The sequence below is a fragment of the Streptomyces sp. NPDC006259 genome (assembly GCF_042870975.1).
Taxonomy (GTDB): Bacteria; Actinomycetota; Actinomycetes; order Streptomycetales; family Streptomycetaceae; genus Streptomyces.
Genome location: NZ_JBIAHY010000001.1, coordinates 1,190,631 through 1,204,485 on the forward strand (window position 1 = coordinate 1,190,631; position 13,855 = coordinate 1,204,485).

Consider the following 13,855-nt stretch of genomic DNA (forward strand, 5'->3'; position numbering starts at 1 on the left):
TCGCCGGTCGGGCGTACTGCCGCCCCTTTCAGACTCTCCGGGGCAGAGACGGGCCGCGCGAGGGGTTTTCGGCGCCCCGCGACGCATGGCGACGCCCGCCACGGCCGGCTCCCGCGCGCTGTGGCCCGCCGCGCCCTGTCGTGGTGGCGGGGGTCCGGGGCGCTGGTTGCCCCGTCGGTTCGCAGCAGTCGTCGGTGGGGCGGTCCGCTAGTAGGGTCCGAGGGTATGAAGCTGGCCTTCTCCACCCTCGGTGTTCCCGGTCTTCCGATCTCCGACGTGCTGCGGCTCGCGACCACGCACGGGTACCACGGCGTCGAGCTGCGCGCGCATCCCGAGGAGCCGGTGCATCCGGGCCTCCACCCGGACGAACGGGCCGACGTGGCCGCCGAGTTCAAGGGGGCCGGGGTCGAGGTGCTCGGCGTCGCGGGGTACGCGCGCGTGGCCGCTCCGGGGGACGACGAGGTCGTGCTCGGTGAGATCCGCGCGCTCGTCGAACTCGCCCGTGACCTCGGCGCGCCGTACGTCCGGGTGTTCCCCGGCGGCGCCGACGGGCAGGAACCGGCCGAGGCGGACGCCGTCGCGGCCCGGCGGCTGGGGACCGCCGCCGAGTACGCCGCCGACCTGGGCGTACGCATCCTGCTGGAGACCCACGACTCCCACCGGACCGGCGCCGCCGCGACGCGTGTCCTCGGGCTGGTCGGGCACCGGCAGGTGGGTGCGCTGTGGGACGTGATGCACACCTGGCTGGGCGGCGAGCAGCCGCAGGACAGTTACGCCGCGCTCGCGCCGTATCTCGGATACGTGCAGGTCAAGGACATCGTCTCGGCCGAGGACACCACGCCGGTCGCACTGGGCGCCGGGGTGCTGCCGATCGCCGAGTGCGTGGAGGTCCTCTCCCGGCACGGGTGGGACGGCTGGGTGTGCTGGGAGTACGAGAAGCGGTGGTACGACGCGGCCGAGCCGTTGGCCGGGCTGCTCGGCGCGGGGCGGGAGCACCTGGGGAGGCTGCTCAACGAGTCGGCGTGAAGAGGGCGCTCCCCGAGGGGGGCGGCCCCTAAATGACTGGCGGGTCAGCGGAGGGCGGGTTAGCCTCCGCGCCGTGTATCGAGCCGTCGCGCAGCCCCTCGTCCCTCCGGCCTCATGAGTCTCGGCCGGACCTTTCTCGATGTTCGCCCCCTTCGTACCTCCCCCGTCTACCGCCGGCTGCTGATCGGGCGCACCGTGTCCACGCTCGGTGGCTTCATGACCATGGTCACCGTCATGTACCAGGTGTGGGACACGACCCACAGCTCGGTGTGGAGCGGCGCGGTCGGGCTGGCGCAGGCGCTGCCGATGGTGGGGGTCGGGCTGTTCGCCGGTGCCTGGGTCGACCGGGCCGACCGGCGCCGGGTCTACCTCCTCGCCACCGTCGGCCAGGCGGTCTGCTCGCTCCTGCTGGCCGTGCAGGGGTTCACCGGGCACGTGCCCGTGGTGCTGGTCCTCGCGCTGGTCGCGGCGCAGGCCTCCTTCGGGGCGGTCGGGGGTCCCGCGGCCGGCGTGTTCGTGCCCCGGCTGCTGCCGAAGGACCAGGTGGCCGCCGGGCTCGCCCTGAACCAGGCGACCGGTCAGTCGATGATGCTGATCGGCCCGGCCGTCGCCGGTGTGGTGCTGGGCTGGTGGGGCATCGGCGTCTGCTACCTGCTGGACGCCCTCACCTTCGGGCTGGCCTTCTACGGCGCCTTCGGCCTGCCCCCGCTGCCGCCCGAGGGCGAGAAGTCCCGGCCCGGACTGAACGGCGTCCTCGACGGGCTGCGCTTCCTGACCGGCCACCGGGTCGTGCGCGGCGCCCTGCTGACCGACCTGGCCGCCACCGTGCTGGCGATGCCGGTCAGCCTCTTCCCGCTGGTCAACGAGGAACGCTTCGGCGGCGACCCGCGCACGCTGGGCCTGTTCCTGTCCGCGCTGGCCGTGGGCGGTGTCACCGCCACCGCGTTCTCCGGGCCGGTGACGCGACTGGCCCGGCCGGGGCCGGTGATGCTGTGCGCGTCCGCCCTGTGGGGCGTGTCCCTCGCCGTGTTCGGTCTGACGACCAGCGCCTGGGCGGGGATCGGGACGCTGGTCCTGGCCGGCGCGGCGGACGCGGTGGCCGTCCTGTCCCGTACGACCATCGTCCAGACCCGTACCCCGGACGCGCTGCTGGGCCGGGTCACGGCGGCCGAGGCGATGGTCGGGCAGGCCGGCCCCCATCTGGGCAACCTGCGCGCGGGCCTCGTCGCCGGCTGGTCCTCGGGCGCCGCCGCCCTGGTCACGGGCGGTGTGATGTGCCTCCTGGCGGTGACGACCGTGGCCGCCACGACTCCGGAACTGCGAGGGGGGACGGGGGACCCGGAGCCGCACCCTGACACCGGGTCCGGGCCCGGGTCCGAGTACGGGCCGGGGTCCGAGTACGGGCCTGGGTCCCAGTACGGGCCGGGGTCTCCGCCCGTGGGGGCTGGGGAGGGCGGTGGTGCTACGACCGCTGCCCCGGCCGGACCGTGAACCTCGCGTCGCCCGTCTCGCACCACTCCAGCACCGACGGCCAGGATCCGTAGCCCGCGTCCAGGTCCAAGTGGGCCGCTCCGGGCAGGAGTTCCGCCGTCAGGCCCAGGGGAGTGCCGTACGCGGACTGGGCGCCTTCCGGGCAGTACGGGTCGTCGTCGCCCGCGACCAGACGGGTCGGGTTGGGCAGCGCCGAGCCGTCGAGGGAGGGGAGGACGAACTCCGCGACCTCGGGGTGGCCGCCGAGGACCGTGCCCGACGGAGGTGCCACCAGCAGAACCCGGTCGACGGTGTCCGGGCCGGGCAGGCCGCGAGCGGCGGCGTGCAGCCAGAGCACGGCGGAGAGGCTGTGCGCGACCACGACCCGCTCGCGCCCGGCGTCGAGAGCGCCGAGGTGGCGGGAGAGTTCGCCGAGCCACACCTCGAGGGCGGGGTCGTCGGGGTCGGGCAGTTGCGGGTAGGTGACGGCGTGGCCGCGCTCGGTCAGGCGGTCGGCGAGCCAGTGCTGCCAGTGGCCGCCGGGGCGGTGGTTCTGCCAGCCGTGGAGGATGAGGAAGGCGCGCGGAGTCGTCGTGGTCATGCCTTCGATCCTTTCCAGGAGCCGGGCACCAGGTCCAGTTAATCTTTGGCCGTGGAACCGTTAAGCCCTGCCTTCACCCTCGACCTTCGCCGGCTCACCGTCCTGCGGGAGGTCCAGCGCCGCGGCAGCCTCGCGCGGACCGCCGAGGCCCTGCATCTGACGCCGTCCGCCGTCTCCCAGCAGCTGGCCGCCCTCGCCCGTGACCTGGGCGTCCCCCTCACGGAACGCGACGGCAGAGGCATACGGCTCACCGGGCAGGCCCGGGTGCTGCTCGCGCACGCCGACGTCATCGCCGCCCAGCTGGAGCGGGCCCGCGCCGATCTCGCGGCGTACGGGGAGGGCGGGCGGGGATCGGTGACCGTCGGATGTTTCTCCAGCGGCATCCTGGGGCTGCTGCCCACCGCGCTGCGGGCACTGCGCGAACGCCTCCCCCGACTGCGCGTCGACGTCGTGGAGGCCGAGCCGCCGGACCTGTTCACCGCCCTCGACGGCGGGCAGGTCGACGTGGCCGTGGCCGTCGACTTCGCGGCGGCGCCCCCGCACACCGATCCCCGCTACACCCGGACCGACCTGCTCACCGACATCCTGGACGTCGCCCTGCCGCCCGACCATCCGCTCGCGGGCCGGTCCGAGGTGCCGCTGCGCGAGCTGGCGCGCGACCAGTGGATCGTCGGCAGCGGTTCCAGCTGCTGCGGGGCGGTGACCCGTTCGGTGTGCGCGGCGGCCGGTTTCACCCCGGAGATCCGGCACGCCGTCGACGACTGGGCCGCGCTGGCCGGTCTGGTCGAGGCGGGCCAGGGGGTCGCCCTGGTGCCCCGCCTGGTCCGCTCCCTGTACGCGCATCGCGCCCTCGCCCTGCGCCCGGCCGAGGGCGAGCCGCCGTCGCGGAACGTCTTCGTCGCCGTACGGGCCGGGGCGGAGGGCGATCCGGTGCTGGCGGCCGTGCGGGAGGAGTTGTCCCGGAGCGCGGCGGACCTCGGCGTCGGCGAGCGTGGATGACCGCGCCGCCGGCCATGGGTGACCCGCGTCGCCGGCCCCGGACGACCGCGCCGGCACCGGCGCGGCCCGCCGCCCGGCCGTCGCGGGAGCGGTACGGGTACCACGCGCGCACTGGCCGAGTGGGGGCGACGGTTCACCGGGAGAGTCAGCGGACGTCCGGACCACGGTGGCGGGCCAGTGCCAGCACGCTCAGGCCGAACATCGCCACGCCCAGGGGGAGATGGACCGACGGGACGTGCGCGATGCCGAGCGCGACCTGGACCGAGGCGAGGACGAGGAAACCTGACGCGTGCCAGACGGACCGGGCCGGTCCGCCGCCCGGCTTCCACGCCAGCACCGCCGCGAGCAGGTAGAGCATCGACGCCCCGTACATCACACGGGCGCCGACACCGTGCAGGGTCTCTCCGTACGAGGCGGTCAGCAGCAGTCCCGCGGAGACCGCCTGGAGGAAGATGGTCAGGGTCTGAAGGGCGATCGCGATCCGCAGGAACGAGGAGCCGCGCCCCGCGTTCGCCGTAGCCGTCGCCGTCACCTGAGTGGCCATGTCACGGTCCCCTTTTCCGCCCTCGGGCAGCAGATCGATAAGGTCTCACCAGCCCGACGACGCGGGGTGGCGAAAGGTAAGGCGGGGGCGGCCGAAAGCATGGGGAGCGGCGGGGGCGGCACGGCGGAGGTGGCCGGGGAGCGGCGCCGACTGATCAACGTGGCCTACCGGTTGCTCGGTTCGGTGACCGAGGCCGAGGACGCCGTACAGGACGCCTACGCACGCTGGTACGGGCTGCCGCAGGGCCGGCGGGAGGAGATCCTGTCGCCCGGAGCCTGGCTGACGACGGTGACCGGCCGCATCTGCCTGGACCTGCTCGGTTCGGCGCGGGCCCGCCGTGAACGCTATGTCGGCGCGTGGCTGCCCGAGCCGCTGCCCGACCGCGCCGAGCGGGATCACACGGGCGGCCCCGGAGCCGCCGGACCCGCGGACCCCGCCGACCAGATCGTGCTGGACGAGTCGGTGGCCATGGCCTTCCTCGTGGTCCTGGAGTCGATGACGCCCGCCGAGCGGGTGGCGTTCGTCCTGCACGACGTCTTCCGGTACCCGTTCGCCGAGATCGCCGGCGTGCTCGGCCGGACGCCCGCCGCCTGCAAGCAGCTGGCGGCCTCCGCCCGGCGGCGGGTGGGCCCCGCCGGCGCCGCGGTGACGGCGACCGGCCGGGCGGACGTCGTGCGGCACGTCAAAGAGGCGTGGGAGACCAAGGACATCGCGGCCCTCGTCGCTCTCCTCGACCCGGCCGCGGTGATGACCGCCGACGGCGGCGGCATGGTCGGCACCGTGCTGCGCCCGGTGGAGGGCGGCACGCGCATCGCCGAGTACATGGTCGCCATCGCCGACAGGGCTCCGGGGCTCGAACTCCTGGAGCGCTCGGTGAACGGCGTGCCGGGCCTGGTGGCGCAGCGGTCCGGCGTCGTCATGACGGTGGCCTCGTTCGACGTCCGCGACGGGCGCGTCACGCGTATCTGGGTGGTCCGCAATCCGGAGAAGCTACGGCCGTGGGCGCGGGAGGACTAGAGCGGAAGCCGCCGCTGTACGGTTCCCGCGCGGGGCGACCCACCCCGTCCACCCCGACTTCCGGCGAGGGGTGGGCGAGGGGGAACGCCCTCACCCCCGCTCGTCCGAGCCCCGGCTGTCGACGAGTCGCCTCGGTGGGGGTCGGCCCTCGCCGCCGGCCGTGATCGCCGGACCGCCCTCTCCGCCGCACCGCGGTCGGCAGCACGGCCGGCATCGGGGCCAGCCCTCCGTTGCGCCGATGGCGGCCCCTCCACCGGTCCCGTGCGCGTTCCCTTGACTGGCGGAAACTTCCCGGTTACTGCTGGCGCGACGGAAGTTCCCTTCAACGGATCGCTGGACCACTCGATCATCCCCGGATGTCCTCCGGAAGGAGCGCACGTGCCCTCCAGACGTACCGTCCTCGCCGCCGGTGCCGGCCTCACCACCGCCCTCGCCACCGCGTCCCCCCTCGCCGGCACCGCCCACGCCGGCGCCGACCGCCGCCTGCGTGCGCTGATCTCGCGCATGTCGCTGGAGGAGAAGGTCGGCCAGGTCTTCGTCACGCGGGTCTACGGCCACTCGGCGACCGCCCCCGACCAGGCGGACGTCGACGCCAACCTCGCCGAACTCGGTGTGCGCACCGCCGCCGAGCTGATCGCCCGCTACCGGGTGGGCGGCATCATCTACTTCACGTGGGCCCACAACACCCGCGACCCGCTCCAGATCACGGACCTCTCCAACGGCCTGCAACGGGCGTCCCTTCGACAGCCGCGCGGACTGCCGGTGCTGATCTCCACCGACCAGGAGCACGGCATCGTCGCCCGCGTCGGCGAGCCGGCCACGCTGTTCCCGGGCGCGATGGCGATCGGCGCCGGGGGGTCGCGGGCCGACGCCCGCACCCTCGGCCGGGTCGCCGGCGGGGAGCTGCGGGCGATGGGCGTCCGGCAGGACTACTCCCCCGTCGCCGACGTGAACGTCAACCCGGCGAACCCGGTCATCGGCGTCCGCTCGTTCGGCGCGGACCCGAAGGCGGTGGCGGAGCTGGCCGCGGCGGAGATCCGCGGTTACCGGGCGGCCGGGGTCACGGCGACCGCCAAGCACTTCCCCGGGCACGGCGACACGGCCGTGGACAGCCACTACGGCTTCCCCGTCATCACGCACACGCGTGAGGTGTGGGAGGAGCTGGACGCGGTGCCGTTCCGGGCGGCGATCGCGGCGGGCGTCGACTCGATCATGACCGCGCACATCCTGGTCCCGGCCCTCGACGCCTCGGGCGACCCGGCCACCCTCTCCCGGCCCGTCGTCACCGGTCTGCTGCGCGAACACCTCGGCTACGACGGGGTCGTGGTCACCGACGCGCTCGACATGGCGGGCGTGCGGACGAAGTACGGGGACGACCGGGTGCCGGTGCTCGCGTTGAAGGCGGGCGTCGACCAGCTGCTGAACCCGCCGAAGCTGGACGTCGCCTGGAACGCCGTGCTGCGGGCCGTGCGGGACGGGGAGCTGACGGAGGCGCGACTGGAGGAGTCGGTCCTGCGGATCCTGCGGCTGAAGGACCGGCTCGGGCTGCTCGCCGACCCGTACGTCGACCGGGACCGGGTCGCGCGGACGGTCGGTACGAAGGCACACCTCGCTACGGCCGACCGGATCGCCGAGCGGACGACGACCCTGCTGGTCAACGAGGGCTCCCTGCTGCCGCTGTCCCCGCGCACGCACCGGCGGCTGCTGGTCGTGGGCGCCGATCCGGCGTCCCCCTCGGGTACCACGGGTCCGCCCACCGGGGTCCTCGCCGCCGCGCTCACCGCACTGGGGTTCACGGCGACGGCCCTGTCCACCGGCACGGCCCCGTCCGCGGCGACGATCGCCGGTGCGGTGACGGCGGCGGGCGGGGCGGACGCGGTGGTGGTGGCGACGTACAACGTCACCGCGGCGAGCCCGCAGAAGGCCCTCGTCGAGCACCTGCTGGCGACGGGGCGGCCGGTGGTCGCGGTGGCGGTCCGCAACCCGTACGACGTGGCCCAGCTGCCGTCCGTGAAGGCCTTCCTGGCGGCCTACTCCTGGACCGACGTCGAACTGCGGGCCGCCGCCCGGGTGATCGCCGGAACCGCGGAGCCGCGGGGCAGGCTGCCGGTGCCGGTGCAGCGCCCGGACGATCCGGCGAGCGTGCTGTTCCCGGTCGGGCACGGCCTCACCTACTGAGGCCACTGACCGACCGCACGGCACGACGGCCGGCCGGCGGGGAGCCGGCCGGCCGTCGTGGGCGGGGTGAGCGGGGGTTACGGGCGCAGCGCGGGCTCGCGCTCCACGTCCCGGACGTCCAGCTTCGCGTCGAACTTCGCCAGCGGCTTCGCCACGGCGGCGTTCTCCTGGACGGCGGCCGGGGCGACGCCCGCCCAGTCCAGGATGCGGGCCGTGGCGAGGGCCTTCTCGTCGGCGACGAGCCCGGCCACGTTGGCGCCGTGGTTCATGCCGGGCGCGGTCAGGACGTAGGAGTCCCGGGCGCCCTTGCCGAGGCGGAACCGCTCGGCGCCCCACGGGTCGTTCTGGCCGTAGACGAACAGCATGTGGCGGGCGTTGTGCCGCACCCACGTGTCGACGTCACGCATCGCCCACGGCTGGAACTTCATGGAGATGTCCCGGGGGACGAAGTTGCGCGGGGGCTGGTAGCCGTAGCGGACGTACTTCTTCTCGATGTGCGGGAAGTGGATGGTGGGCGCGCCGAGCTGGGTGCCCGCCTGGTAGTAGTACGGCGTGTAGGGGGACAGGCCCTGGTCGGTGTAGAAGGAGAAGCCGGAGATCGTGTCGATCGAGGTCCAGATCTCGTCGTCGGTCGCGTTCTTCGCGTCGGCGGGGATCGTGTCGCAGTCGGACAGCAGGCTGTACTGCCAGAAGCCCCACACGTAGTCGAGGACGACGGCCTCGTAGGCGCGGTCCAGGCTGCCGACGGTGGCGAAGGTGTAGCCGTTCTCGGCGGCGTACGCCTCGTACTTCTTCTCCAGCGGCCCGCGGCGCACCAGCGCCTCGCGCTGCACGGCGTTCAGGCGGTCGCGGCACTCCTCGGTGCCGACGTTCGCGAAGAAGCGGTCGTAGGCCGAGTCCTCGTCGTTCACCACGTCGTTGGGGGCGACGTAGGCGACGACGCCGTCCATGTCACGCGGGTAGAAGCGCTCGTAGTAGGTGGCCGTCATACCGCCCTTGGAGCCGCCCGTGGAGATCCAGTTCTCCGGGTAGACCGCCTTCAGCGCCGTGAAGATGCGGTGCTGGTCGCTCGCGGCCTGCCAGATGTCCAGCTTGGACCAGTCGGCGGGGTCGGGGCGCGACGGTGTGAAGAAGCGGTACTCCATGGAGACCTGGTTGCCGTCCACGATCTGGGTGGGCTCGCGGCGGCTGGGGGTGGTGGAGACGCTGTAACCGCCGGTGTAGAAGACCGTCGGGCGGCTGACGTCCTTGTGCAGCACGGTGATCCGCTGCTGGAACGTGCCCTTGGAGGGGTGCCGGTGGTCCACCGGCTGGGTGTAGTTCAGGACGAAGTAGCGGTAGCCGGGGTACGGCTTCTCCTGGACCAGGCTCATGCCCGGAACGGCGAGGAGCCGGTCCTTGATGTCCGCGGCCGCCGGCGTGGGGGTTGCCCCCGCGCGCGAGCCGTCGAGCGTGGGGGCGGCGGTGGCCGCTCCGGCCGTGGTCAGCGTGCCGATGAGCACGGTGGACGCCAGCAGCCATCTGAGCGCCTTGCGCATGCGCGTGCACCCTCCTTGTGAGACAGATGTGCGCCGGAAGCTATCGGAGCAACACCCGTCACACCAGAGGGGATTGGCAAGTGGGGCAAATGTCGGCCGGGAATCGTCAGCCGGGGCCGGTCAGCACAGGATCCAGCCGGAGGTGTACTTCCCGCCTCCCACCGACCCCGACACCCGCACGCAGCGGTGACCGGCGTAGACCTCCACCGGCAGCGAACTGCGGACGTGCTTGCGGGACTTGCGCACGGCCACATGGCCGCGCGCCTGCACGCCGACCGAGACCACCCGCTTCGTGCCGGCATGCTTCTGGACGGTCACGGCGCACACCCGGCCGCCGTTCTTGTAGACGAAGACGGAGCCGGTGGAGAAGGGCAGCATCCGCACCTGGCGGCCCGTGCAGGAGGAGGGCGCGGCCTGGGCGCTGCCCGGTGCCGCCACCGCGAGCAGTCCGGACGCCGTCAGCACGGCCAGCCCCACCCCCAGCCGTCGGCGTATCGCACCACTGTCCACGGTTCTCGACCCCTCCCACATGTGCCGTACGCATGGCCGTACACGTGTACGGACGCAGGGCATGTGTCGGATGGTTGCGCGACCGTCACCGGCCCGCGCCGACCGGCTCCTCCGGCTCGGCCGCCCCGACGAACGCCCGCCACAGCCCGGCGTACCGCCCGCCTCGTGCGAGGAGTTCGTCGTGCGTGCCGTCCTCGACGACCCGGCCGTGGTCCATGACGACGACCCGGTCCGCGCGGGCCGCCGTGGTCAGCCGGTGCGCCACCACCAGCGTCGTACGGCGGCCCGCGATGCGGTCGGTGGCCTGGTTGACCAGGGCCTCCGTGGCCAGGTCCAGGGCGGCCGTCGCCTCGTCGAGGAGCAGGATGTCGGGGTCGACCAGCTCGGCGCGGGCCAGCGCGATCAGCTGGCGCTGCCCGGCGGAGAGGTTGCGGCCGCGCTCGGCGACCTCGTGGAGGTAGCCGCCCTCCAGCGTGGCGATCATCTCGTGCGCGCCGACCGCCCGCGCCGCCGCCTCCACCTCGGCGTCGGTGGCGTCGGGACGGCCGTAGGCGATGGCGTCGCGGACGGTGCCGGGGAAGAGGTACGCCTCCTGCGGGACGACGCCCAGCCGGTGGCGGTACGACGTGAGGTCGAGGGTGCGCAGATCGGTGCCGTCGACCAGCACCCGGCCGCCGGTGGGGTCGTAGAACCGGGCCACCAGCTTCACCAGCGTCGACTTGCCCGCGCCGGTCTCGCCGACGAACGCGACGGTCTGGCCGGCGGGGATCCTCACGGAGACGCCGGCCAGGGCCTCTTCGTCCGCGCCGTAGGTGAAGTGCACGTCCTCGAAGGTGACCTCGCCGCGCAGCGAGCCGACGTCGAGGGGTTCGTCCGCGGCCTTGGTGGACGTGGGTTCCCGCAGGAGTTCCTGGATGCGGCCCAGCGAGACCGTGGCCTGCTGGTAGCCGTCGAAGACCTGGGAGAGCTGCTGGACGGGGGCGAAGAACAGGTCGATGTACAGCAGGTACGCCACCAGCGCGCCGGTCGTCAGCGTCGCCTCGTCCACCCGGCCCGCGCCCGCGATCAGGACGGCCGCGGCGGCGGCCGAGGACAGCAGTTGGACGAAGGGGAAGTAGACCGAGATCAGCCACTGGCCGCGGACGCGGGCCCGGCGATAGCTGTCGCTGCGCTCCGCGAACCGCGCCCCGCCGTCCCGTTCGCGCCGGAAGGCCTGCACGATCCGCAGCCCGGCCACCGACTCCTGGAGGTCGGCGTTGACGGCCGACACCCGCTCCCGGGCGAGTTCGTACGCCTTCACGCTGGCCCGGCGGAAGAAGAAGGTGGCGATGACGAGAGGTGGCAGGGTGGCGAAGACGACCAGGGCCAGTTGCACGTCGAGCACCAGCAGGGCGGCCATGATGCCGAAGAAGGTGACGACCGAGACGAACGCGGTGACCAGCCCGGTCTGGAGGAAGGTCGACAGCGCGTCGACGTCCGTCGTCATCCTGGTCATGATCCGGCCGGTCAGCTCGCGCTCGTAGTAGTCGAGGCCGAGCCGCTGGAGCTGGGCGAAGATCTTCAGGCGCAGCGCGTAGAGGACCCGTTCGCCGGTGCGGCCCGTCATCCGGATCTCACCGGTCTGCGCGACCCACTGGACGGCCACGGCGAGCAGCGCGAGCAGGGAGGCGGTCCAGACGGCGCCCACGGCCATCCGGCTGACGCCGTCGTCGATGCCGTGCCGGATCATCACCGGCAGCAGCAGGCCCATGCCGGCGTCGACGGCGACGAGGCCGAGGCTGACCAGGAGCGGCAGCCCGAAGCCCCGCAGGAGCCGGCGCAGGCCGTAGGAGTCCTCGGCGGCGACCGCGCGCGCCTCGTCGACGTCCGGGACGTCGGCCGCCGGGGGCAGCGCCTCCACCTGCGCGAGCAGTTCGGGCGTGGCGGGCGTACCGGCGAGCGCGGTGTCCTTGGGCTGGCGGTCGCCGGTCCACAGCCGTGGGGTGACCCCGCGCTCGGCGTCGAACTCGGCGTCCAGCTCGTCGCGGACGGAGGTGTCCTCGCGGGGCTCCTCGGGGCGGGCGTGGCCGGGCGAGACGCCGCCCAGCTCGTCCGGGTCGGTGAGCAGACGGCGGTAGAGCGCCGAGCGCTCCTGGAGCTCCTCGTGGGTGCCGAGATCGGCCAGCCGGCCGCCGTCGAGGACGGCGATACGGTCGGCGAGGTTGAGGGTGGAACGGCGGTGCGCGATCAGGAGGGTCGTACGGCCCCGCATGACCTGCCTCAGGCCCTCGTGGATCTCGTGCTCCACGCGCGCGTCCACGGCCGAGGTGGCGTCGTCGAGGACGAGGAGCCGCGGGTCGGTGAGGATCGCGCGGGCGAGCGCCACGCGCTGGCGCTGGCCGCCGGAGAGGGTGAGGCCCTGCTCGCCGACCTTGGTGTCGTAGCCCTCGGGCAGCTCGGCGATGAACCGGTCGGCCTGGGCGGCGCGGGCGGCGGTGCGGATCTCCTCGTCGGTGGCGTCGGGACGGCCGTACGCGATGTTGCCGCGGATCGTGTCCGAGAACAGGAAGGAGTCCTCCGGCACCAGGCCGATCGCGGCCCGCAGCGAGTCCTGGGTCAGCTCGCGCACGTCGTGCCCGCCCACGAGGACGGCGCCGCGGGTGACGTCGTAGAAGCGGGGCAGCAGGAGGGAGACCGTGGACTTGCCGGAGCCGGAGGAGCCGACGACGGCGAGGGTCTCGCCGGGGCGGATCTCGAAGCTGAGCCCGTCCAGGACCGGCCTGTGCTTCCCCTGGGCGCCCGCGTAGCCGAAGGAGACGTCGTCGAACTCGACGGAGGCGGGCGCGTCGGCCGGCAGCTCCTTGGTGCCGTCCTTGATCGACGGCTCGGTGTCGATCAGTTCCAGGACGCGTTCGGTGCCCGCGCGGGCCTGCTGGGCGACCGTGAGGACCATGGCGAGCATGCGGACCGGGCCGACGAGCTGCGCCAGATAGGTGGAGAAGGCGACGAAGGTGCCGAGGGTGATGTGCCCGTGCACGGCGAGCCAGCCGCCCAGCGCGAGCATCGCGACCTGGCCGAGCGCGGGGACGGCCTGGAGCGCCGGGGTGTACCGGGAGTTGAAGCGGATGGTGCGCAGCCGGCCCGCGAAGAGACGGCGGCCGACCTCGCGCAGCTTGCCGGTCTCCTGGTCCTCCTGGCCGAAGCCCTTCACCACCCGGACGCCGCTGACGGCGCCGTCGACGACGCCCGCGACGGCGGCGGCCTGGGCCTGCGCGTACCAGGTGGCCGGGTGCAGCCGGCTGCGGCTGCGCCTGGCGATCACCCACAGGGCGGGGGCCACGGCCAGCGCGACCAGGGTGAGCGGCGGCGACAGCCAGGCCATGATCCCCAGGGAGATCACGAAGAGCAGGACGTTCCCGATGGTCATCGGGAGCATGAACAGCAGACCCTGGATGAGCTGGAGGTCGCTGGTGGCCCGGCCGACGACCTGGCCGGTGGACAGCTCGTCCTGCCGGTGGCCGTCGAGGCGGGTGATCGTTCGGTACATCTCGGTCCGCAGGTCGTGCTGGACGTCGAGGGCGAGACGGCCGCCGTAGTAGCGGCGGACGTAGGTGAGGGCGTAGACGACGACGGCCGCGCCGATCAGAGCGCCCGCCCAGGGGGCCATGTCACGGCTGTGGTCGCCGATCACGTCGTCGATGATCACCTTGGTGATCAGCGGGACCAGCGCCATGACGGCCATGCCGCCGAGGGAGGAACCGAGGGCGAGGACGACGTCCGTCGGATGGCGCCACGCGTAGCTCGCCAGTCGCCGTGCCCATCCCCGTTGCGCAGCCACGCCGGTGCCTTCCGTTCGACCTGATCTTCCAGAAGGCACCAACGTGACAGGAACCGGATTTCATCCCTCCGCAACAATTCGTTCCGCGGGTGCGGGGTTCCGCGGTGCGGGGGTCCTGGGCCGGGGGTCCGGGGGCCGGGGGTCCGGGGCCGGGG

10 protein-coding genes are annotated in these 13,855 nt (G+C 73.5%); 5 read left to right on the forward strand and 5 right to left on the reverse strand.

From position 1 onward, the window contains the following. Positions 1-225 precede the first annotated feature (225 nt). Together ACFYO5_RS04980 and ACFYO5_RS04985 are read left to right on the forward strand one after the other, a co-directional pair. Positions 226-1,026, forward strand: coding sequence for a sugar phosphate isomerase/epimerase family protein (locus tag ACFYO5_RS04980; RefSeq protein WP_388704257.1), 801 nt, complete (start codon positions 226-228; stop codon positions 1,024-1,026). Between the two features lie 114 nt (positions 1,027-1,140). Beyond that, complete coding sequence (locus ACFYO5_RS04985) at positions 1,141-2,517, forward strand: MFS transporter (protein ID WP_388704260.1); 1,377 nt, start codon at positions 1,141-1,143, stop codon at positions 2,515-2,517. On the opposite strand, the gene ACFYO5_RS04990 is transcribed toward ACFYO5_RS04985, so the two are convergent. Continuing rightward, complete coding sequence (locus ACFYO5_RS04990) at positions 2,489-3,097, reverse strand: RBBP9/YdeN family alpha/beta hydrolase (protein ID WP_388704263.1); 609 nt, start codon at positions 3,095-3,097, stop codon at positions 2,489-2,491. The two genes, ACFYO5_RS04985 and ACFYO5_RS04990, sit on opposite strands and share 29 nt — an antisense overlap. Positions 3,098-3,148: 51 nt before the next feature. Here ACFYO5_RS04990 and ACFYO5_RS04995 point away from each other — a divergent pair, with 51 nt between their 5' ends. Beyond that, positions 3,149-4,096 (forward strand): LysR family transcriptional regulator, encoded by a 948-nt coding sequence (locus ACFYO5_RS04995; RefSeq protein ID WP_388704265.1) that lies wholly within the window; start codon positions 3,149-3,151, stop codon positions 4,094-4,096. 145 nt (positions 4,097-4,241) lie between these two features. Here ACFYO5_RS04995 and ACFYO5_RS05000 read toward each other — a convergent pair whose 3' ends face one another. Then, entirely contained in the window at positions 4,242-4,640 is a 399-nt protein-coding gene (locus ACFYO5_RS05000; RefSeq protein ID WP_388704267.1) for a hypothetical protein, read from the reverse strand. A 99-nt stretch (positions 4,641-4,739) separates the two neighbouring features. On the opposite strand from ACFYO5_RS05000, the gene sigJ reads away from it, so the two are divergent. Beyond that, entirely contained in the window at positions 4,740-5,657 is a 918-nt protein-coding gene (sigJ, locus tag ACFYO5_RS05005; RefSeq protein ID WP_388704270.1) for an RNA polymerase sigma factor SigJ, read from the forward strand. A 378-nt stretch (positions 5,658-6,035) separates the two neighbouring features. After that, positions 6,036-7,835, forward strand: coding sequence for a glycoside hydrolase family 3 protein (locus ACFYO5_RS05010; protein ID WP_388704273.1), 1,800 nt, complete (start codon positions 6,036-6,038; stop codon positions 7,833-7,835). A 77-nt stretch (positions 7,836-7,912) separates the two neighbouring features. Here ACFYO5_RS05010 and ACFYO5_RS05015 read toward each other — a convergent pair whose 3' ends face one another. From ACFYO5_RS05015 to ACFYO5_RS05025, 3 genes are all read right to left on the reverse strand, one after another. After that, a complete protein-coding gene (locus ACFYO5_RS05015; protein WP_388704276.1) occupies positions 7,913-9,373 on the reverse strand; it encodes a S28 family serine protease in 1,461 nt (486 codons plus the stop codon). Between the two features lie 120 nt (positions 9,374-9,493). Continuing rightward, a complete protein-coding gene (locus tag ACFYO5_RS05020) occupies positions 9,494-9,883 on the reverse strand; it encodes a hypothetical protein (protein ID WP_356559889.1) in 390 nt (129 codons plus the stop codon). Positions 9,884-9,968: 85 nt separating this feature from the next. Beyond that, positions 9,969-13,700, reverse strand: a complete 3,732-nt coding sequence (locus tag ACFYO5_RS05025) for an ABC transporter ATP-binding protein (RefSeq protein WP_388704279.1) — start codon at positions 13,698-13,700, stop codon at positions 9,969-9,971. Positions 13,701-13,855 lie beyond the last annotated feature (155 nt).